This is a genomic window from Betaproteobacteria bacterium (assembly GCA_009377585.1).
In the GTDB taxonomy this organism is placed as follows: Bacteria; Pseudomonadota; Gammaproteobacteria; order Burkholderiales; family WYBJ01; genus WYBJ01.
In genome coordinates, this window is record WHTS01000045.1 from 17,168 (window position 1) to 37,532 (window position 20,365).

The window sequence follows — 20,365 nt, forward strand, 5'->3', positions numbered from 1 at the left end:
ACGCTAGTTGCGTATAAATACCCCTCACTCCCACTCGATCATCAACGGCTCCTCCAAGCCATTGTCCTACCGAGTGTTTTTGTCACCGAGTAGACCTTATACCGTCATATTTACCGTCAATCGCATTGGCATACCCGAAAACTGCATTCACCATCTATCGACATCTATCGAGGACGATCGGCGCTTACGAACAGGCCACCTTTCGAGATGTATCGACATCTATCGGACGCAGCGCCGTTCTTGAGCGACGCCAGCGAGCCCTCCTGCGGGTCGAAAGGGCCCGGAAAAAGTGCCGGCATCAACTGAAATAACTCATTGTCATTCCATACTTATTCGTTAACTTTTTTACCGTCACAACACCCATTTGAAGGCGCCAGGATCTCGAAAGCCAAAAGAAATGGCTGCCATCAAACGCCTTAATTGATTGCCACATCTTGACTTTCCGACCAAATTTTTACCGTCAGATCGCCCACTGCGAATTGAAAATACCAATGGCGGGCAACCAACCATCGTGCAGCACATGCTGCCCAACCTTCAGCATGGGTCTGCGCGTGGGCGGCGATTCTTCGGGAGTAAAGCTACCCCGCTTGCCGCAGAAAGGCGTGAGTCAGACAATCTTCAATCTCCGGAATTCGTTGCGCAGTGCCTGCACGAGTTCACCCAGGCCAATGGCATCAAGTTTGTTCTTTGTTACGAAGACTCGCCATGCGCCAGCTTACCGGCATCCGTGGCGAACGCGTCGCTCAATTCCACGGGCACGCCTCGGGGTAGCGGGGTTCGACGGCGGGTGAAAGTGGCTTGGATTGCATGCGCTAATTCCTCATCATCCAGATCGCCGTCGCACAGCAGCATCCAGAGGTCGAAATAATCATTCATGCGGCTGTTCGCCATGCTGAGCGCGCACAGCGCCTGAAACTTCTCGGCGAGGACCGTGTACTTGGAATATGCCCGCAGTCTGGGCGCAGGGAGGTCATCCAGCAAGATGGGGTAATTGACGGTCTCCGGCGCCGGCGTCACAACGTCGGTCCACCTGCAGCGAGAGCCGTGCGCCGTCGAGCGTCGCCTTGCATACCGGGCGCTGCGTCGTGACTAAGGGCGAGCCCGTCAATCGGCGCCCGTCCGATAAAGTGCGGGCGAAGTTCTTCGAGCTCGGCGAGTCAGTGTGGAGCAAGGACTTCACACGTCCCTGCATGAAGGCTTGATGGGGCTTAAGTCTATCGGAAACGTTCGGGACTTCGCGGATCGCTTCGAACTGTACTGCTTCGCACTCGATCAGACGAGCCGCGGTCTCCTGCACAAGGTCCGACCTCGACCGCATCGCCCGCACGGTCAAGGATCGAGTGGGCCCCGTGTTCGATCTGGCTCGTTACTACGAAAGGCATATGACCCGCCAATTCGACCGAGGCATGTAGTTTGAACTCCGTGTTTATGTAACCAACCCCTGTCAGCAGCTGGGCCTTGTTCTCAACAGACGCGTCAGCTCCTTCACATCGGCGAGCTTGTCCAGCCCTGCTAATATGTCGCCCAGCCGTGCCACGTCTTCCTCATGCATCACCAGTCCAGCACATTCCCCGTACTTGCCGAGCAATTCGGCCTTAGTCAATGGATTGTCAGCATGGCCCTTCGCTATCGCAACCGCATGGCTAATTTGCTTGCCCCCCTTAAGCGTGACAGTGACCGCATCCGGATGATCGAGCGGGATATCGCTTCCCTCCATGATTCTGTGCTCGCTCATCGTGACCCGCTTCATCAAGCCCCGGATGCGGGCATCGTTCACCTTCGCATCGGTGAATTGCGCAAGTCTCAGCCCGCGGTCGATGATTGCCGCGGCCATGAAGAACTGCATACTGAACTTGGCCTCCAAGCCGGTTTGCGGGCTCGTATGAAACAGAATTTTCGTCACGCGGTCAGGTACAAGGCAGTGCACGGAGATTACATCATCAGGCTCGAAGTCAAACTCATCGATCAGGTGCAGCACGGCGTCTATGCACTTGTGAGCAGAGTAGTAGCACGGATACCGCTTCACATTGATACCGGGTCGAACGACAGCAAACGGTGCGCCGAGGTCCTCGACCATGCTTGCCGGATCCGTCGCGCCGGTTCCGCACAGCGCAGCCGGAAGTCCGAAGTTGCCTTCGAGGACCTCGCGTGTGGCAGTCAAGCCTTCCGACACGAGCATCGCAGCAATAATGCCCCCTCGAGCCGCATTTCCGGCATGGAACGGCTTTGCCATAGTTCCTAGGTTCTGGATCAAGCCGGCCGCATGCGAGCCACCCAGACCCAGCACCATGGTAGTTTGGTCAACATCGAGCCGCATAAGCTTCGACGCGGCGACTGCCGCCCCAAGTGCACCGAAAATGCCAGTTGGATGCCAGCCCAGTGTATGCAGGCGCGGCATGGCGCGAGCAATCTTCAGCCATACTTCGACGCCGAGAACATACGCTTCGATTACTTCCCGGCCCGATCGCCCCAGTGCCTCGCCTAACGCTAGTACGGTCGGAACAATCACGGCGCTGGGATGTCCGTAACCCACACCGATGTCGTCGTCGTAGTCGAGTGCGTGCGCCATCACGCCGTTAGCAAGCGCGGCGTTCGACGGGGAGGTACGCAAAGGGGCTCCGAAGAGGCTTGCGCTTGGTTGCCCTCCCAGATTGGCTACGACCTTTGCGACTATTTTGGCAGATTGCTCTCGCGTCCCGGACAGCGCTACCCCGAGGGTGTCCAGAATCGCACGCTTCGCGGCAGCGATGGCGTCAGGCGGTATCTCGTCGAATCCGGTCTCTACAATGAACCGCGCCAGCTTTGCGCTAACTTCCATCAGATATGTCTCTCACGATCTTGCCAAGAAGGACAACTGAAAGCGCAGGCACGAGGTAGCTAAAGCCAAGCTACTCGCGCAATGCGGTTCTCGCGCTTTGCGTTCATTTACCGCACGCCCGCGCCCATCGCCCTCACCAGCCCAACCCATTTCGTCTGCTCTTCCCGGATGAAATCGCCGAACTGTCGAGGTGTGTTGCCCACAGTCGGGGCCCCCAGTCCGGCGAAGCGTTCCTGCATGGCCGGGTCCTTGAGTGATTGCACGATGAGCGCGCTCAAGCGTTCGATCGCGCTTTCTGGCGCTCCCCCGGTCGTGCAGATCCTAGACCAGGTGCTCGCCTCGTGACCTTGAACGCCGCTCTCGTGGATGGTCGGCACTTCGGACATCAGCGGAAACCGCTCGAGCGTGGAGACGCCGAGAATTTGCACCTTTCCCGTCTTCAGGATGCGGAGCGCCGCCGGACCAGCCTCGAATAGCATCCATCGTCAAGTGACCTCCTGCGAGCTCCGCCGCCGCCTGGGAACTCCCCTTGTACGGCACGTGTACCAACTCGATCTTCGCCAGAGAGGCAAAGAGGGCTGCCGCGAAATACGAGGTCGTGGCAGGTCCCGCCGACCCGTAATTGAGCTTGCCGGGATTCGCCCTCGCCAGGGAGATCAACTCCTTGACCGACGAAGGGCCGCTGGCGTGGGCAAGGAGGAGGTAGGGGATCGTCACCACGAGCGAAACGGGCGCGACGTCGCTTTGCGGATCGTAGGGTAGCTTTCGGCCGAGCGCCGGACGGTCCGCCACTGCAAAGAAGCAGGCTGGGTGTCCGTCCGGCGTCGCCTTGGCAACCAGTCCCGTTCCAATCGATCCCCCCGGCCGGTTGCCGATGACGACCGGCTGACCCACCTGCTCCCAGAGTCGCTCGCCTACCAATCGGGCAACGATGTCGGTCGGTCCGTCGGGAGCATACGGGACGATGATCCGCAAAGGCCGGGTCGGAACCGCCTCCGAAGCGGTGGACCCTGCGACGAGGGCAATCATGCACGCGAAAGAACCGGCGAGCGCACCCACAACACGAGATCACCCTTCATCTGTTTTCTGCGCTCGTTGGAATCGAGGTTGATCGCGCAGTGGCGCTACTTGAGCATCATCCACGCGTCCGCGGCGATCACGCCCTGTCCCTTGCCTCGAACGAAGATGGGATTGACGTCGATCTCCGCAATCGCATCTCGGTGATCCGCAACCAGCCATGACAGGCGCGACAAGACCGTGGCAAGCGCTTCGAGGTCGCAAGGCTCCGTGTTCCGGTACCCCGCAAGCAAGCGCGCGACGCGTGTCTCGCGGATCATCTCGACCGCCGAATGCTCGTCGAACGGCGCGAAGCGCAACGCCTTGTCGGCAAAGAGCTCGGCAAGCGTTCCTCCGGCGCCGAAGGCCACGACCGGACCGAAGTAGGGATCGTTCAACGCGCCGGCGATCACCTCAACCCCCTGCGCCATCTCCTGCAGCAGCACGCCCGTGATCCGCGGCTGGGGCGCACGACGGGATACGGCTTGCACAACGGCCGTCGCCGCCTGCTTGAGTTCCGGCAGCCCGCGGATGCCGAGCCGCACGCCGCCCGCTTCGGTCTTGTGCGCGATGTCCGGCGAGTCCACCTTGACGGCAAGCGGAAACGGCAAGGGTGCCTGCGTCAACCGATCGATTTCCTGGAGGGTCAGACGCACCTCACGCACGGCGGGAATCTCGTAACGTGCGAGACACCGCTTCGCCTCGTATTCCGAGACAGCCGATCGGGTCGCGTCGATTGGGAGCGCCCGGACATTGAAAGGCCGCCGAAGCGACGCACCGCCATCGCCGTGACGACGCCGCTTGTCCGCGAAATCCGCCAATGCTGCGGCGGCGAAGGCCGCGCGCGCCGGGGTATCGTAGGCGGGGATGCCCGCTTCGGTCAGCACGGACTGAACTCCCGCGATGCTCTCGCGTAGCCCGCTGATGCTCACAAGGATCGGCTTTTCGCCTTTCCGGCCGATTTCGGCGAGCCCAGTCGCCCAGCCCTCCACGCCGCTTCCGGGATAGGAGCGAAGGATCAACTGGTCGAGCGCAGGATCGTCGACGATCGCCTGCGTGGCCGCGTTAAAGCGCTCCGGGTTCTGGGCAAGCTGGGCAGAGAGGTCCATCGGGTTCACCAATGCTGCGAACCCGGGAACGAGCCCTCGCAACCGGGTAACGGTTTCTTCTCCCGGCGCGGGCAACGTCAACCCTCGGCGCGTGCATTCGTCGGCAAGCAGTACACCCGCGCCACCGGATGTGGTCACCACACCGATTGAACGCCCCCGGGGCAGCTTGCGCGGAAGGAATGCATATGCCGCGTCCACAACGTCGTACATCTCGTGCACTTCCACGAAACCGCCGCACCGAAACGTCTCGCGATACAGATCGTAATCCGCGGTCAGGTTCGCCGTGTGGGATGCCGCAGCCTTGCGCCCCACGTTGGTATTGCCGACTTTCCAAACCAGAATCGGCTTCCCGAGCTCGAGCGCCCGCTCGCCCACGGCGCGCAGCCGCTCGCCCCGAGTGACGCCCTCGAGGTAGCACACCACGATCTGCACTTCGGGTTGCTCGATGAGCCAGGCGAGCACTTCGGTGGTATCGATATCGGTTTCGTTGCCGGTGGACACCATGTAGTCGAAGCCGAGCCCGGCGTCCTGCGCAAAGGCAACAACCGAGTATCCGAAGCCGCCGCTTTGCGTGACCATCGCGAGAGGACCGGGCTTGAGGTCCGGATTCCGGAAGCCTGCGCCGAAGCCCGCGAACACCCGCTCTCGCAAGTTGAGCAAGCCGACGCAATTCGGGCCCACAACCCGCACCTTCGAGGCCGAAATCGCTTCACGCAGGCGCATCTCCAGCGCTTCGTTCCCGGTCTCGCGAAAACCGGCGCTGAGCACGATGGCGAACGGGATGCCGCGCGCGCCGCATTGCTCGATCACCTCGGGCGCACCTTCCGCCGGCACGGCAATCAAGGCGAGATCGCACGCCGATGGCACGGCCATTACCGATGGATGACAGATTCGCCCGTGGACACGCTCGCGTTTCGGGTTCACGAGGTGGACCTCGCCTCGAAAGCCGAATTGGGTAAGCGCGACGACCGGCTGCCCGCCGGGACGGCGAGCCTCGTCGGTAGCGCCGACGACGACGATGGAGCTTGGACGAAAGAGCGGCGTGAGATCCATGGCGGAATGCATCGGGGACATCGAGTGAAGCATCAGGAGGCTGCGACTCGGTCGATTATATTAAGATCGAATCGCTTTGTTCTTCCGAAGATGGAGTCGATGCAATGGAGTTATTCGAGGAGCCGCGCGCGGCGGTACTCTGGCCGCTTGCGCGGCGCGCTGTTCGCCGCCGAGAGGCTGCGCCGCGTCTATCCGATCTCAACGGCAAGACGATTTGCGAGCTTTGGGACGTCATCTTTCGCGGCGAGACCATCTATCCCCTCGTGCGCGAGTATCTGCGTAGCCGCTTTCCAGGCTCGCGCTTCGTCGAGTACTCGCAGTTCGGCAACATCTATGGGCCAAAGGAGCGCGACGTGATTGCGTCGCTTCCGGGGAAGTTGCGCCAGCACGGTTGCGATGCCGTGATCGCCGGCATCGGAGCCTGAGGGAGCTGCACGCCCGCCGTGTTGCGGGCCGCAGCGCTGACGGAAAGCGAAGGCATTCCTTCCGCATCGATCATCGGCTCGGGCTTCGTGCGTCAGGCTGAGCTCGTCATGCGCGGGCTGGGCTTGCCGCTCGGCATGGGAGTCTATCCCGGCGCGCCGATGCTGGACAGCGAGCCCGAACTGCAACGCAAGGTGAATGAATCGCTCGGACCCGGCCTGCTCGCCGCATTGACGACGCGGACCGCCATCCAGGACGAGAGCGTCCGCGAGCCGGCACCCGGCGATGTCGTCTTCGACGGCTCGTTCGACGAGATTCAGGAGCATTTTCACCGCAACCGCTGGACGGACGGACTGCCCATCGTGCCGCCGACACCTTCACGCGTGGCGGCCTTTCTCTCCTTCACCGCGCGCGCTTCCGATGAGGTCCTGCGAATCGTTCCCCAGGAGAGTCGCGAAGCGACCATCCACAGCATCGCTGTCAATGGCGTTATGGCCGGATGCCGTCCGGAATACATGCCCTTGCTGATCGCCATCGTGGAGGCCCTGTGCGATCCGCACTTCCGACTCGAAGATGCGGGATCGACCCCGGGATGGGAACCGCTGGTGATCGTGAGCGGGCCGATCGCGCGCGAGCTCGATTTCAATTACGGACAAGGTGTGCTGCGTGTAGGGCGGCGCGCCAACACGAGCGTAGGTCGTTTCGTGCGGCTGTATCTTCGCAACGTCTGCGGCTACCGGATTCCGCCCGGCAGTGGCGACAAGGCAAGCATCGGCCAGAGCTTCCTCGTCGCGCTGGCTGAAGACGAAGCGTGTGCGCGAGCAATCGGCTGGCCTACGTTCGCTATGGAGCGAGGGTTTTCTCACCAGGACAACGTAGTGACCGTGCAGAGCATCGTGGCCATGACTTCGCCCCTCTACAGCTCGGGTGCGGCCGCCGAGGAGCACGTTCGCCATTGGGCCGATGTCATGGCGCAGTCGTTCGCCTACTGGAGTCACAATGGCTTCAAACGCGGCGGCTGGTATCCGCTCATCGTCGCTGGGCCCGGCATCGCGGAAGTCATTGCGGGCGAGTGGAGCAAGGACGACATCCGCCGCTGCCTGCAGCAAAACATGCGGGTTACGGTGGACCGCATCCTGCATTATGCGCGTATGACGAGCACCCCGACCTTCAGCTTCGAGCAACTCGTGCGCGAGGGAGTTCTTCCGCCGCACTACGCGGAATCGGACGACCCCAAGCGGCTAGTTCCTATGATCATCGATCCCGACACAATTGGCATCCTGGTTGCCGGCGACCCGGATCGAAACCAGTCGCGTTGCTACATGAGCAACCATTTGCAGGGGGCGCCGGTCAGCCGACGCGTGGCATTGCCTGCCGGCTGGCGCGCTACCTGAGCACGCAAGTTTCTTCGTTGTCGAGCAACATCAGCCGGGACGCATGCCGATCTCGCGGATCACCTTCTTCCATTTCTCGACTTCCGCCCTGAGCATGGATTCAAATTCCGCCGAAGTGCTGCCCGCCGGCTCCGCGGCTTGCGTCTGCATACGCTTGCGTACCTCGGGGAGGTGTACCGCTTTGGAAGTTTCCGCTTGTAGCCGCCGGATGATCTCGCTCGGCGTGCCCGCAGGCGCGACGAAACCCCACCAGTTCACCACTTCGTAGCCTTTCACCGTCTCCGCAATGGCGGGAACGTCCGGCAGGGCGGGAGAACGCTTTCCAGTCGTGACACCGAGGGCGCGCAAGCGCCCGCTACGTATGTGGTCCTGGACGAGGATGACGCTGGTCAACATGAGCTGAACATGACCGCCGAGGAGATCGGCCGCCGCAGGGGCGGCCCCCTTGTACGGTACGTGGGTCATTCGCGCGCCGGCGCTGCGCAGGAGTTCGATTCCGAGATGAGTGGGACTGCCGGCGCCTGCGGACGCGAATACGAGTTCCTCCGGGCGCGAGCGCGCAAGCGCGATCAACTCCTTCATGCTTCTCACGGGCAGCGATGGGTGCACCACCATGACGAGCGGAGTCGTCCCGATCAGTGAAATCGCCACGAGATCCCGGAGCGAATCGTAGGGCAGCTTGCGCAGCCCCGGGTTGATCGTGAAGGTCGGAGTTACCAAGAGGAGCGAATAGCCGTCGGGCGCCGAGCGGACGACGCCTTCGGTGCCGATGATGGTGCTTCCTCCGCCGCGATTCTCCACCACGAACTTCTGACCGAGTCCGTCGGCCATCCTTGCCGAGACGAGGCGCCCGATCGTATCGGATGCACCGCCGGGTGCGAACGGAATCACGAGGCGGATCGGCTTCGTCGGATACGCGGTCGTCGCATCTTGTCCCCATGCGGGAGAGGCGACGACGAGGGCCAGAGCGGCACCTGCAAACATCGAACGTTGGTTCATGGCGATCTCCAATACTTATACTTTCGCACTCAAGGCCACTTCAAAGTCGGCGCAGTCCTGGCCGCCATCCGCGCCCACCTGGAACCCGAACCCCAGCCCGCCGCAGCTTTCCGGCCACAGGACGCCGAGCCAGCCGAGGTTGGCGGATCTCCCTCCATAACTCACCGTCCAAGCCGGGGGGTGCCGCGCAGCTTCCGCGCCAGAGGTCCGTATGCCCCGCGCGAGATCCGCGTGCCGGCGAACGCAGCGTTAGATCCGGCCCGCAGGGTTTGGAGCATCCAATCGCCTTCCGCCCCGGCGGCCGCTTGGGTACTCCCCATGAACCGGCCTCCTTGCTTTGTTTCCCGCCGGCGCGGTAAGCGCGAGCGGATGAGCCACGGCAGGCACGCCGGTCTGCTGCGGTGTGGACAGAGAGGCACGCGTCGATGGCGGAAAGTTGCACGGCATCGATGCCTTGGTCCGGGTGAAGCCGGCCAAGCGGTTCGACACGGCCAATTTGCGCATCGATATTCGCGCTCGCAATGCATCGATGTCAAGAACCAACGCCTCTTCCGGAATCGAGGTGGAGGCACGCGTCGCTATGCGGTATGCTGCCGCACCTGGTTGTCATTCATTCACGGTGCGATGCTCGAGAGCAGCAGAGGCCGTGCTTCGAATCAGGAGCGCCTTTCCATGTCCGAACAGATTCTCATCCTCGAGCCCGCCGCGGTCACCGCGAGCAACATCGTCGCCCCTCGCCGTCGCGCACTGGATTTGCACGGCAAGCGCGTCGGCATCATCGACAATACCAAGCCCAATTTCGACCTTCTGGCAGACGACCTGGGAGCGCTGCTCATGCAAGCGTACGGCGTCTCGGGCATCGTGAAGCATCGCAAGCGAGCCCCTTCCGTCCCCGCGACCGCGGCGATGATGCAGGACCTCCAGGACAAGTGCGAGCTGATCATTGCCGGCTCCGGCGACTGAGGGTCGTGCACGTCGTGGAGTGTCCACGACAGCATAGAGGCACGAAAGCGGGGCCTCGCATCGGCCGTCGTCTGCTCGACTGCCTTCGAAAGCCTGGGACGGGCGCAAGCGAAGGCACTCGGCGCTCCGACCCTGCCGATCGCTTTGGTCCCGCATCCTTTCGGCGCCCGTACTCGTGACGAGATCCGGGCCATTGCTCGCGATTGCGCGGCCGAAATTGTCCGGGTGGTACAGGAAGAGGTGCCCGATTCGAGCGAATCGGGCTCTATCGACACGGCGCTCGAAACCCGCCTGATCCGCGTTCCGCGCGAGCAGGAGTCGTTCGACGCGTTCTGCCGGGAACATCACTGGAGCGACGGCTTCCCGCTCGTCTCGCCGACCCCCGATCGCGTCGAGCGCATGCTTCGGGGTACGCGACGCGGGCGCCAGGAGGTCATCGCAGCGATCCCGCCTTCGTTCGCCGCCGCGACGATCGAGCGAATCGCAGCCAACGCAGTCATGGCGGGTTGCGCACCGAGCTTCCTGCCGGTTCTCATTGCCGCAGTCGAGGCCACCTGCGACTCGGCCTTCAACCTTCAGGGCGTGCAAACGACCACGAATCCGGCCACCGCCTGGATCATCGTGAACGGGCCGATTGCCGGCGTGCTCGGCATCAATGCAGGCGTGAATTGCCTCGGTCAGGGCGCGTGGCCGAACGCGACGATCGGACGGGCCCTGCGGCTCGTGCTGCAGAATCTCGGCGGCGCCGTCCCCGGAACGATGGATCGGGCGACGCAAGGCCAGCCAGGCAAGTACAGCTTCTGCTGTGCGGAGAACGAAGCGGCGAATCCCTGGGAACCACTCCACGTCGAGCGCGGCCATGCAGCCGGCGCGAGCACTGTGACGCTGGCGGCCGTCGCGGGCACGCTCAATCTGAACAGCCACTCGAAGAACGCCGACGATCTGCTGCGTGTGTTCGCCGATACGCTGGCGCATCCGACGAGCAACGACTACTGGTATGCGGGCGCGCCCTTCGTCGTGCTCGCGCCGGAGCATGCCGAAGTCCTGCATCGCGCCGGACTGAGCAAGGCCGACGTGAAGCGCAGACTCTGGGAGGAATCGCGGTTGCACGCCTCGCGGCTGTCCGCCAAGGACTATACGCGCCCGGAGCACGCCCGGGTCGAGCTCGCTCCCATGACGCCCGATACGCTTATTCCGATCACGACCGACCCAGCCGGGATCGCGATCATCGTTGCCGGGGGACCGGGGACGCATTCGGCCTACGTGCCCGGCTTCGGCAACAGCAGGCCGGTCACACGACCTGTTGAAGTATCTGCCTGATAACTCAACGAGCGCGAGCCAGCGTTTCTCCGCAATGGCGCGCAATGTCAATGCGCACTAAGTTATGCCGGATCTGCTTCAAAGGAAGGCGACTGGGCAAACGCCGCGGGGTCCCGAGCGCGAGCGCATCTGAGCAGGCCTCGGCACAGAAGATGCCTGCTCCCTCATGAGGTGATGTGCTTCGGAACGGGCCGCAACTCGTGCCATTTGCGTGGAAGCGCGATGCGCTTGACGACCGGAAACCCAAGCAGGCCGTTATGAGCAAAGACGTACGCGTTCGTGCGCAGGACATCACCGGACACGGCAATCATATAATGATCTGCTTGCCATACCAGTGGCACCATGCGATCCGGATCGTCGGAATCGCGGAATACCGGCGGGATGCGGCCGCCGCGCACCTCTTCGGCTAGATTCCAGACAGGTTTTACCGTCCAATCGCGTAGGATGCGCTCGAACTCGAATGCAGGAATGCGCGCATGCTCGAACAGGTAGCGCTGAACGTCGGCCTTGGACCACCCCGCTTTTGCAATCGTCCGCGCGAGTATCGGACTGAGCAGGATGAGCGGCCGGAGCGTCCCCATGCCCTGCCCTACCGTGAACATGAGCTGCCACGAGATCTGGCGCACGACCGTATCGGCAAGGTAGGGGAGCATTTGCTCGGGTGTCGTACCCGACACGGACACGATGACGTTGCCGCCGGTGTATCGGGCTGTCGTGATCGCGTTCTCGCCGCGGGCGAGACCCATGTCCATCGCGACCGTCGGCCAGCCGATTTCGTTCAGAACGTCTTCGTTTTCCGCAAGGACCACGCGCCACGTATTGCCGAAGGTACACTTGTCGTTCTTGTGCGGCAGGAAGCCGGCGACGTTGCGTAGGTACAGGCGCCAGAAGCGCCCGATGGACGTGTTCGGCACGAACCCGTCTCGGATGACGCCTTGTGTGTAGTTGAAACCGAGCTCCTTGATGATGGGCCCGTTCAGGGTGATGAGGGTCTCGCCGGCTGGTGTATTGCCGCTGTGCTCGACGCCGTATTGCGGGTCCACCATCGCCTCGATGAGGGCAACCAGTATCGGCATGTATTCCGCCCGGCAGCCCGCCATCACGCCGTTCACCGCAATGCTCCAGATCGTCGCCGGTCGGTTATCCGGCAGGACGATGCCGAGCACTTCGTCCGGATCGCGATCGGTGTACGCAAGAAACTGCTCGATTCGCTCCCGGTTGGGCGGCACGATCGGCAGGCCATCCGCGAGCTCGTTGTCCTGGAAGTAGCGGTTGACGGCGTCGAAATCACCCGCGAATACGATGTGGCGCGAGCCGGGCTCCTCCAGATTGGGGGCGGCGGCCGGTCCTCGTGTAAGGTTCTCTACGATTCGATCGACGGTCAACTCGACGATGTTGCGCCTGAGCTCCTCCGCACTCTGCACTCCTGGATGCCCGGGAACCACGGCGATCGGCATTTGCCGAACGCCCATGCCAAGCGACACGGCAGAAGCCTGACTGGTGAAGCCCTCGGAAACGAGCGACGAGCTGGGAACGCCCTCCGCTTCACACACCGCACTCGCCCGCAACACGGCGGGCGTGCAGCTTCCTCAACACCCCATCCCCGAGATCGCAGCGTCTACGCCGAGCGCTTTGAATCGCTGCGGCAGCTGGGCCAGCACTTCGCGCTCGTCGCTCCCGTGCGTGTTGCCGAATTCCTTCCAGTGAACGAAGCGGACATCCGGAAAGCGCGCCCTCAACGCCTCTTCGATCGCCTCGAACACGAGATCGCCGCGAAAAAGATAGTCCCAGAGCTGCGCGATGGTCTTCCCGTTGAGTGTGTCGAGCCGTGGCGCGAGCCGCAACGCCTTGGTCCGTCGCGGCGTCCTCGGCCAGTACACTTCGTAATGACCATCGTTCCATGTTCTGGACGAACGTCCTCCCTTCATCGCGTGAGCTCCAGTACATACGCAACAGGATTCCGTAGTATATAGTACACGCCACTCGCTGCGCCCTTTGGTGGACGCCCAACGATTATCTCGATGTCATAGGAAGATGCGGAGGATGGCAAGAATGCCCGACGACCTAACACATTCGTCGACGTGCCCGGTGCGCCGAGCGTGCGCTGTCCTCGCGCTCGCGGCCTTGATGCTGCAGCCCGCTTGTGGGCGCGCTCAGGGTGAAGGGGCAACTGAAGCTTATCCCGCGAAGCCGGTGCGCCTGATCGTGCCTTACGCACCGGGCGGACCCACGGACACGCTGTCGCGTATCGTCGCCAAGGCTCTTGCAGAGCGCTGGAAGCAGCAGGTCGTGGTCGACAACCGGGCCGGCGCGAACGGCATTATCGGAGCGACGTACGCCGCTCGGGCGGCGCCCGATGGCTACACGCTGTTCCTCGGCAACTCCGGCGTCCTCACCAGCAATCCCGCCCTGTACTCGAAGCTGCCCTACGACCCGCTCAAGGACTTTGCGCCCGTAAGCAATCTTGCCGCGGCGCCTCTGATGCTGGTCGCGCATCCCTCGCTACATATCTCGACGATCCCGCAACTCGTGAAGCTTGCAAAATCGCATCCAGGTGAACTCACGTTCGCCTCCGGCGGAGCCGGTGGTGTCGCGCATCTGGCAGGAGAGCTTCTCAATTCAATGAGCGGTATCAAGACGGTCCACATCGCGTACAAAGGTGCGGCTCCGGCGCTTACGGCCCTCTTGGGTGGCCAAGTGTCTTTCAATTACACGAGCATTGTCACTGCGCTGCCTCACGTGAAAGCTGGGCGTATCGTCGGCGTCGCCGTGACTACCGAGAAGCGCTCGCCGGCGCTGCCGAATATCCCAGCGATCGGCGAAAGCATACCAGGTTACGAAGTGACAGCATGGTACGGAATCGTGCTGCCGGCTGGGGCGCAGCCGGCTCTGATCCAACGCATCAACACGGATCTCGTCGCGGTGCTTCACGACAAGGCAATCGAAGAGCGCGTCGTCACCGACGGTGGTGCGATCGCAGCGGGCTCCCCCGAGTCCTTCCGCAAGCTGATCCGGTCCGACATCGCAAAGTGGATGCGGCTCGCGAAGTCCGCGCAGCTCAAGCTCGACTGATCTCAATGAGGACTGTGCAGTGACGCAATCCCTTCTGATACTCGATCCCGTGGCGCCACCGCGGCACGCGCGTGCGCGAGCCCAGGCAATCACGTCGCTCGCAGGAAAAAGGGTCGGCTTCATCGACAACTCGAAACCCAATTTCCACCATCTGGTCGACGACCTCGCAGAGCTGCTCGTGCAGCGGCACGGCGCCGCAGCCGTCATCAAGCGCCGTAAGCGGGCGGCCTCAATACCGGCACCCGCCGACATCATGCGCGAAATGGGTCAATGTGACCTGATCATAAGCGGGTCCGGCGATTGAGGGTCTTGCACGTCGTGGAGTGTCCACGACTGTGTCGAGGCAACGAAGCTCGGCCTGCCGGCAATCGTCATCTGCTCGACCGCGTTCACTACGCTCGCACATGCGCAGTCGAAGGCGCTCGGCTGCGCCGAGCTGCCCACTCTCGTGATGCCACACCCCTTCGGCTCGCAGCCGCGCGAAGCGGTCCACGCCATCGCCGATAACCTCGTTTTGCAGATCGAGCGCGTGCTGCGGGAGTGGCCTGCGCAGGCGGACAGCGCGCCCGAGGCGACGTTTCTGGAGAGCGAACGCGCCACGCGCATGGAGGCCCCGCCCGATCAGGAAAGTTTCGACCGGCTGGCGCGCGATCGCTGCTGGACCGATGGGCTGCCTCTTGTGCCGCCCACCCTCCCGCGCGTCGAGACGCGCATTGCCGCAGGAGGGTACGACCGCGACGAGGTCATCGCGCATGTCGCGCCTGCATTCGGTGCAGCAACGATCGAGCGCATCGCGGTGAACGCCGCGATGGCCGGTTGCCCGCCAGAAGCAATGCCGGTACTGATAGCCGCCATCGAAGCGCTTTGCGATCCGGGGTTCAACCTACAAGGCATTCAAGCCACCACCAATCCGGCCACTGCATGCATCATCGTAAACGGTCCTGTCGTCGAACGGCTGAGTTTCAACGCGGGCATCAACTGCCTCGGCCAAGGCTCCTGGGCGAATGCAACTGTCGGTCGGGCACTGCGCCTCGTCATGCAGAACATTGGCGGCGCGCGGCCTGGTGAAATGGACCGCGCAACGCACGGTCAACCCGGAAAATACAGCTTGTGTTGCGCGGAGAACGAAGCAGCGAATCCCTGGGAACCACTGCATGTCGAGCGCGGCTATGGCCCCGGTGAAAGCACGGTCACGGTGATCGGTGTTTCCGGCACGCTCAACATGAACACACACGCGAAAGATGCCGACGATCTCTTGCGCGTGCTTGCCGATACGATTGCCTATCCCACCAGCAACGACTACTGGTTCGGCGGGGAGCCGTGGCTGATTCTCTCACCGGAGCACGCGGAGATTCTTGCGAACGCTAGACTGACGAAAGCAGAGGTCAAAGCGCGTCTGTGGGAGGAATCCAAGATGGCAGCGAGCCGACTATCCAGGAAGGATCACACTCGTACTCAGCACACTCGCCGTGCGGAACTCGGTGACTTTGCTCCGCACACGCATCTGCCAGTATCGACGAAATCGGAAGACATCGGCCTAATCGTAGCGGGGGGTGCGGGTACCCACTCGGTTTACATGCCGACGTTCGGCAATACTCGCTCTGTGACACGGCCGATTCGCGCATAGTTTGTGGTATTGCGCCAACCCGCTGTCGCCGTTACACCCACTGTGCGGAGTGAACCGCCTCGGCCTTCTTGGAAAGCTCCGGGTTTGAGTCAGGCTGCCGTCGGCACTGACCTGTGGACCGATAGTAGGCTCGACCGGCGGGATGTCGCCGATGGGTTCGAGGAGGCGCCGGTTGTTGAACCGGTCGACCAATTCGAGCGTAGCGTACTCCACCGCTTCGAGATTGCGGCACGGGCCGGGTCGGTGAATTACCTCGGTCTTCGTGCCCTGTGCGCCGAATCCCACGAGATCTGGCTCGAGGACAGCCGCTATCTGAACATGGACCTGCTACGCGAGCACCGAAAGGGGCAGCTCAAGAAAGCCGCTTAGCCCCTAACCATGACCGCACAATTTGCACAACTTCACGGACACAACCTGATGGCAGCGCATCAAGGTATCAGGGTGACGATTGTGTCGAGCTCCAATAGAGCCTTGCGCCCCACTGCCTTCGCCTTACGGGCTAGCATCGCCCGTTCTGAGTCGCTGAACTGGATGGGCTTGCCTCGTAGGCGCTGCTTCAGTAGTCGAATCTCGGCCTGAAGGACCCCGATGACGACCAGTTCCTTCCACCGGATCCAAGCGGATACCATCATCAGGAGCGGCGGCACGGTTCCCATTCAGAGGTCCACCGCCAGATGTCGTCCGAATAAATGGACACTACGGGCACGGAACCCATGCCGAAGCTCACCGTGGACGGCGTTCGAATTGTTGGATACCACCGGGTCAATCCAGGCGGATGCCTGCGACCTCGATGATTCTGGTCCAGCGCGCGTGCTCGGACTTCATGTAGTCGGACAATTCGCGCGGGGTGCTCGGAAACGGTTCGGCGCCCTGGGTGAGCAGTCGCTGTGACAACTCTCGGCTGGCGAGCGCTTTGGCGACGTGCTGATTGAGTAGGTCGATAATCCGGGACGAGGTGCCCCGTGGCGCGAACAGGCCGAACCAGACCGTGTCGTCGTAGCCCGGCACGCCGGACTCCGCGATCGTGGGCACGTCGGGCAGCAGGGCCGAGCGCTGGGGGCTCCCCACGCCGAGGATCTTCAGCCTTCCGGCCTTGATGTGCGACATCACGGTGGGAAGGCTGGTGAGCTGCAGTTGGACGTTGCCGGCGAGGAGATCCACCAGCGCAGGCGCCGCGCCCTTGTAGGGGACGTGAACGATGTCGATGGCTGCGAGATGCTTGAGCATCTCCGCACCGACGTGGTTGGAGGAGCCGCGGCCAGGCGATGCAATGTTCAACTGACCGGGCTTGGCCTTTGCCAACGCGATCAGTTCCTTGACGTTGTTCGCCGGCAGCGAAAGCGTGGCCACGAGCGCCTGTGCGTTGCGATTGAGTCGAATGACCGGATCGAAGTCCCTGAACGGGTCGTAGGGCAGCTTTGCGTGTAGCAGCGGATTGGTCACCATGCCGGAGGAGCTGCCGAGCAGCAGCGTGTAGCCGTCCGGCGCCGCTTTCGCCGCGAGCATCGTGCCAATGACCGCACCCGCGCCGCCGCGATTGTCTACCACCACCTGATGTCCGAGCGACCCCGCGAGGCTGTGCGCCACCGCTCGGCCGACGAAGTCGGTCGAACCGCCGGGCGGAAACGGCACGATCAGCCGCACCGGCTTCGTCGGATAGGGCTGCGCCGAGAGCTGCGCTGGTCCCAGAGCAAGGAAGAACGCAAGCAGGCATACGTGTGGCCTTATGCGTGGAGTCAGGTTCGTGTGCGGATTTGCTTGCATTCTGGATCGATGCTCCTAAGGAATATTCGCCGGCGCACAAGCGGCGCTGATTAGCAGGATCGGGCAGTGATGGGATCCGCATCTGCTCGCCCGAAAGTGGCTGCGCCCCGAGGCACCCGCTTGGTATCGAATGCGGTGCATGGCCTTACAGCGGTGGATGCCGCTTGTGCCACTCGGTTGCCTGCTCGTAGGCATGAGCCACGCGATAGAGCAGCGCTTCTTGCAGCGGACGTCCGTGCAGCATCAGACCGATCGGAAACGTGTCGTCGAGACCGAAACCGCACGGGACGGAAATATCCGGATGCCCCGTCAGAGACGCCATCGCATTCCGATAAACCGCTCTGGACCGGGCCGGTGCTATGCGACCGCGAATGGGCACGGTCTCGGCATCCCAGTCGTCGCCGAAGGTGCTGCCCGTCGGCATGGCGATTACGTCTACCTGGCGCAGCACTGCCGTTATTTCCTGGCAGATCGAGGCTCGCGCCTGTTGCGCATGCAGGTAATCAGCAAACGATTGCGAGCGTCCCTGCGTCAATCGGGGGTGCCACTCGGGCCAGGCGGCAATCTGCGCCGCCGTATAGTTGTCTTCCAGGTAGACCTGGGCTTCGGATGCCGTGAGGACATGCAGGATCACGCGACCCTGTGCCGTCCGAGGCAGTCCGACGTCGATCAGCGATGCACCCAATGACACGAGCACGTCGAGCGCCTCGCGAACCACGGCTTCCTCTTCTTCGCCGAGCCACTCTTTCCAGATCCAGTCGTCGACGGGTACACCGATGCGCATGCCCTCGATGCCACCGCGCAGTCCGGCTCGATACGCTTCGCGCGGCAGGTTTAGGCTCACCGGATCTCTGGGGTCGTACACGCCCAGGAGTTCCAGCAGCAGCGCGTTGTCTTCTACGGTGCGCGTCAGCGGGCCCGCCTGATCGGACGTCCAAGACGAGGCCCATACCCCGAAACGGCTGATGCGACCGAAGCTCGCCTTCATCCCCACCAGGCCGCTGTTGCTGGCCGGATGGCGAACCGAGCCGCCGGTGTCGGTACCGATCGAGGCGAATCCCAACCATGCTGCCACCGCAGAGGCGGAACCGCTGCTCGAGGTGCCCGGACTGCGCCGCGTGTCCCAGGGGTTCCGGCATCCGACGGGGCCCGTCGGATGCCTGCCAATTTCGGACACAACCTTGCCCAGCAGGATCCCTCCGGCGTCCTCGAGTAATGTGTGTACCGTAGCACTTTCGCGCGGACGATAGTCAACCCCCTTGGGATCGCCGAAGGTGGTGCGAATGCCCTTCGTGGCCACGACGTCCTTAAGCGTGTAGGGAATACCATGCAACGGACCGCGATAGCGTCCATGCGCGATCTCGTGTTCGGCTTCGCGCGCGCGCTGCAAGGCATATTCGGCAACCACAGTAGTGAAACAAGCTAGGCGCGGCTGCAACGCCTCGATGCGCTCGAGAGTGGCCATCGTCAATTCGACCGGGGATAGCTCGCCCTGTCGTAGGCGCTCGCTCGTTTCCACGATCGATGCCGATAGGATGTCGGTCTTGCTAGTACTCATCCTCGCCCTCCTCGGCTTCACCAGCGTGCGTTGTTGATCCGTTTCAGGCGCGCCGGTTGGCAGTGGCGCCCAGAAGCGCTGTGAGCCGGTACGAACCTACCCGAACAGGCGATTCTCTGACATCCGTGGCTTTCTCGAAAACTGCCTCCCCTCGTTCGTGCGCGATACGTCATCCAGGGTCGCCGCCCGCGACGGTCGTTCACTGCTCGACCTTAATATTGGCCGTTTTGATGATGTCCGCGAACTTCGTCCTTTCCGCCTTGATAAGTGCGGCAAACTGATCGGGTGTCAATGCGAAGGGTTCCATCCCGAGCGCGCCCAGCTTGTCCCGGAAGTCGGGCAATGCCAGCACTCGGCCGATCTCTGCAGATAGCACGCTAACGGTGGCCTGCGGGGTGCCGACCGGTGCCAACATCCCGAACCATGAGTTGGACAGGAAATTCGGCAGACCCGATTCGGCGAATGTAGCCACATGTGGAAAGGCGGGTAGGCGTTTATCGCCGGTGATGGCGATCGCCCGGAGTCGACCCGCTTTCAAATAAGGAATCGCCGAGACGATCGGTTGTAGGGACAACTCCACATGGCCGCCGACCAGATCGGCGAAAGCCGGACCACCGCCCTTGTAATTGACCATCTGCACATCGATCTTGGCCATAGCCTTGAGCAGTTCGCCCGCCAGATGAAGCGCCGATCCGAAGTTGGTGGCGTAATTGAGCTGGCCCGGCCGCGCTTTCGCCAAGGCGATCCACTCCCGCAGGTTGTTGACGGGAAGCGACGGGTGGACGAGCAGAAGCCACTCGGACCGTGTGAGACCACCAACCGGGGCGAAATCCTTGACGATGTCGTAGGGCGTCGAATACAGCAGTGAAGAAATGACGAACGTGCGGCTCATCACCATCACCGTGTAGCCGTCGGGCTTCGATCTCGCCAAGGCGTCGGTGCCGATGATCGTGTTGCCGCCTGCACGGTTGTCCACGATGAAGCGTTGACTCAAACCCTCGCTCATCCTTTCGGCAACGAGACGAGCCAGCGGATCCACGCTCCCGCCCGGGGGAAACGGCACGATCATGCGGACGGGTCTGGTCGGGTAGGACTGCTGAGCCGCCGCAGGGAGTGCGAGCAGCATGGTCAGTGTGGAAACTTCAAGCAACTGCGTCGGCGTGATGCGGAATCTCATCGTTGCTTCGCTCAGTTGGCGATGTAGACTCG

Annotated in this window: 19 protein-coding genes and 1 pseudogene; 7 read left to right on the top strand and 13 right to left on the bottom strand. The window is 62.5% G+C overall.

Annotated elements, in window-relative coordinates; translation table 11 throughout:
* Positions 1-690: 690 nt before the first annotated feature.
* The 5 genes from GEV05_15385 to GEV05_15405 all read right to left on the bottom strand — a co-directional run bounded on the left by GEV05_15385 (position 691) and on the right by GEV05_15405 (position 6,069).
* Positions 691-1,017, bottom strand: a complete 327-nt coding sequence (locus tag GEV05_15385; protein ID MPZ44752.1) for a hypothetical protein — start codon at positions 1,015-1,017, stop codon at positions 691-693.
* A 427-nt stretch (positions 1,018-1,444) separates the two neighbouring features.
* A complete protein-coding gene (locus tag GEV05_15390; protein MPZ44753.1) occupies positions 1,445-2,818 on the bottom strand; it encodes a hypothetical protein in 1,374 nt (457 codons plus the stop codon).
* 107 nt (positions 2,819-2,925) lie between these two features.
* The gene (locus GEV05_15395; protein ID MPZ44754.1) at positions 2,926-3,297 is read right to left on the bottom strand and encodes a hypothetical protein; all 372 of its coding nucleotides are present in this window, start codon (positions 3,295-3,297) and stop codon (positions 2,926-2,928) included.
* Entirely contained in the window at positions 3,140-3,877 is a 738-nt protein-coding gene (locus GEV05_15400) for a hypothetical protein (GenBank protein MPZ44755.1), read from the bottom strand. The genes GEV05_15395 and GEV05_15400 overlap by 158 nt, the downstream gene beginning before the upstream one ends.
* Positions 3,878-3,942: 65 nt before the next feature.
* Positions 3,943-6,069, bottom strand: coding sequence for a CoA-binding protein (locus GEV05_15405; GenBank protein MPZ44756.1), 2,127 nt, complete (start codon positions 6,067-6,069; stop codon positions 3,943-3,945).
* Between the two features lie 71 nt (positions 6,070-6,140).
* Here GEV05_15405 and GEV05_15410 point away from each other — a divergent pair, with 71 nt between their 5' ends.
* Positions 6,141-6,461 carry a hypothetical protein gene (locus tag GEV05_15410; protein ID MPZ44757.1) on the top strand — a complete coding sequence of 107 codons (321 nt, stop codon included), beginning with the start codon at positions 6,141-6,143 and terminating at the stop codon, positions 6,459-6,461.
* Between the two features lie 18 nt (positions 6,462-6,479).
* Positions 6,480-7,853, top strand: a complete 1,374-nt coding sequence (locus GEV05_15415) for a hypothetical protein (protein ID MPZ44758.1) — start codon at positions 6,480-6,482, stop codon at positions 7,851-7,853.
* Positions 7,854-7,883: 30 nt separating this feature from the next.
* On the opposite strand, the gene GEV05_15420 is transcribed toward GEV05_15415, so the two are convergent.
* Positions 7,884-8,852 (bottom strand): tripartite tricarboxylate transporter substrate binding protein, encoded by a 969-nt coding sequence (locus GEV05_15420; protein MPZ44759.1) that lies wholly within the window; start codon positions 8,850-8,852, stop codon positions 7,884-7,886.
* Positions 8,853-9,524: 672 nt separating this feature from the next.
* Here GEV05_15420 and GEV05_15425 point away from each other — a divergent pair.
* Entirely contained in the window at positions 9,525-9,815 is a 291-nt protein-coding gene (locus GEV05_15425) for a hypothetical protein (GenBank protein MPZ44760.1), read from the top strand.
* Between the two features lie 240 nt (positions 9,816-10,055).
* Positions 10,056-11,135: a hypothetical protein gene (locus tag GEV05_15430; GenBank protein MPZ44761.1), complete on the top strand. Its 1,080-nt coding sequence runs from the start codon at positions 10,056-10,058 to the stop codon at positions 11,133-11,135.
* Positions 11,136-11,299: 164 nt separating this feature from the next.
* Here GEV05_15430 and GEV05_15435 read toward each other — a convergent pair whose 3' ends face one another.
* On the bottom strand, positions 11,300-12,688 hold the full coding sequence (locus GEV05_15435) for a hypothetical protein (GenBank protein MPZ44762.1): 1,389 nt from the start codon (positions 12,686-12,688) through the stop codon (positions 11,300-11,302).
* Positions 12,689-12,724: 36 nt separating this feature from the next.
* On the bottom strand, positions 12,725-13,063 hold the full coding sequence (locus GEV05_15440; protein MPZ44763.1) for a hypothetical protein: 339 nt from the start codon (positions 13,061-13,063) through the stop codon (positions 12,725-12,727).
* 106 nt (positions 13,064-13,169) lie between these two features.
* Between GEV05_15440 and GEV05_15445 the strand changes: the two genes are divergently transcribed.
* The 3 genes from GEV05_15445 (at position 13,170) to GEV05_15455 (ending at position 15,834) form a co-directional block, all read left to right on the top strand.
* The gene (locus GEV05_15445; GenBank protein MPZ44764.1) at positions 13,170-14,207 is read left to right on the top strand and encodes a tripartite tricarboxylate transporter substrate binding protein; all 1,038 of its coding nucleotides are present in this window, start codon (positions 13,170-13,172) and stop codon (positions 14,205-14,207) included.
* A 19-nt stretch (positions 14,208-14,226) separates the two neighbouring features.
* Positions 14,227-14,511 carry a hypothetical protein gene (locus GEV05_15450; protein ID MPZ44765.1) on the top strand — a complete coding sequence of 95 codons (285 nt, stop codon included), beginning with the start codon at positions 14,227-14,229 and terminating at the stop codon, positions 14,509-14,511.
* Between the two features lie 210 nt (positions 14,512-14,721).
* Positions 14,722-15,834, top strand: a complete 1,113-nt coding sequence (locus GEV05_15455) for a hypothetical protein (protein MPZ44766.1) — start codon at positions 14,722-14,724, stop codon at positions 15,832-15,834.
* Positions 15,835-15,963: 129 nt separating this feature from the next.
* Here the strand turns inward: GEV05_15455 and GEV05_15460 are convergent.
* The 5 genes and pseudogenes from GEV05_15460 to GEV05_15480 form a co-directional block, all read right to left on the bottom strand.
* Positions 15,964-16,095 (bottom strand): annotated as a pseudogene (locus tag GEV05_15460) (IS3 family transposase).
* Between the two features lie 167 nt (positions 16,096-16,262).
* On the bottom strand, positions 16,263-16,490 hold the full coding sequence (locus tag GEV05_15465) for a hypothetical protein (GenBank protein ID MPZ44767.1): 228 nt from the start codon (positions 16,488-16,490) through the stop codon (positions 16,263-16,265).
* Positions 16,491-16,596: 106 nt separating this feature from the next.
* Positions 16,597-17,598 carry a tripartite tricarboxylate transporter substrate binding protein gene (locus GEV05_15470; GenBank protein ID MPZ44768.1) on the bottom strand — a complete coding sequence of 334 codons (1,002 nt, stop codon included), beginning with the start codon at positions 17,596-17,598 and terminating at the stop codon, positions 16,597-16,599.
* Between the two features lie 145 nt (positions 17,599-17,743).
* Positions 17,744-19,177, bottom strand: a complete 1,434-nt coding sequence (locus GEV05_15475) for an Asp-tRNA(Asn)/Glu-tRNA(Gln) amidotransferase GatCAB subunit A (GenBank protein ID MPZ44769.1) — start codon at positions 19,175-19,177, stop codon at positions 17,744-17,746.
* Positions 19,178-19,355: 178 nt separating this feature from the next.
* Positions 19,356-20,333: a tripartite tricarboxylate transporter substrate binding protein gene (locus GEV05_15480; protein MPZ44770.1), complete on the bottom strand. Its 978-nt coding sequence runs from the start codon at positions 20,331-20,333 to the stop codon at positions 19,356-19,358.
* Positions 20,334-20,365 lie beyond the last annotated feature (32 nt).

What these genes read in the sequence shown, in the direction of transcription:
- GEV05_15390 (MPZ44753.1), bottom strand. Translation starts at nt 2,818, where the DNA reads ATGGAAGTTAGCGCAAAGCTGGCGCGGTTCATTGTAGAGACCGGATTC.
- GEV05_15395 (MPZ44754.1), bottom strand. Translation starts at nt 3,297, where the DNA reads ATGCTATTCGAGGCTGGTCCGGCGGCGCTCCGCATCCTGAAGACGGGA.
- GEV05_15405 (MPZ44756.1), bottom strand. Translation starts at nt 6,069, where the DNA reads ATGCTTCACTCGATGTCCCCGATGCATTCCGCCATGGATCTCACGCCG.
- GEV05_15410 (MPZ44757.1), top strand. Translation starts at nt 6,141, where the DNA reads ATGGAGTTATTCGAGGAGCCGCGCGCGGCGGTACTCTGGCCGCTTGCG.
- GEV05_15420 (MPZ44759.1), bottom strand. Translation starts at nt 8,852, where the DNA reads ATGAACCAACGTTCGATGTTTGCAGGTGCCGCTCTGGCCCTCGTCGTC.
- GEV05_15425 (MPZ44760.1), top strand. Translation starts at nt 9,525, where the DNA reads ATGTCCGAACAGATTCTCATCCTCGAGCCCGCCGCGGTCACCGCGAGC.
- GEV05_15440 (MPZ44763.1), bottom strand. Translation starts at nt 13,063, where the DNA reads ATGAAGGGAGGACGTTCGTCCAGAACATGGAACGATGGTCATTACGAA.
- GEV05_15445 (MPZ44764.1), top strand. Translation starts at nt 13,170, where the DNA reads ATGCGGAGGATGGCAAGAATGCCCGACGACCTAACACATTCGTCGACG.
- GEV05_15465 (MPZ44767.1), bottom strand. Translation starts at nt 16,490, where the DNA reads ATGGGAACCGTGCCGCCGCTCCTGATGATGGTATCCGCTTGGATCCGG.
- GEV05_15470 (MPZ44768.1), bottom strand. Translation starts at nt 17,598, where the DNA reads ATGCAAGCAAATCCGCACACGAACCTGACTCCACGCATAAGGCCACAC.
- GEV05_15480 (MPZ44770.1), bottom strand. Translation starts at nt 20,333, where the DNA reads ATGAGATTCCGCATCACGCCGACGCAGTTGCTTGAAGTTTCCACACTG.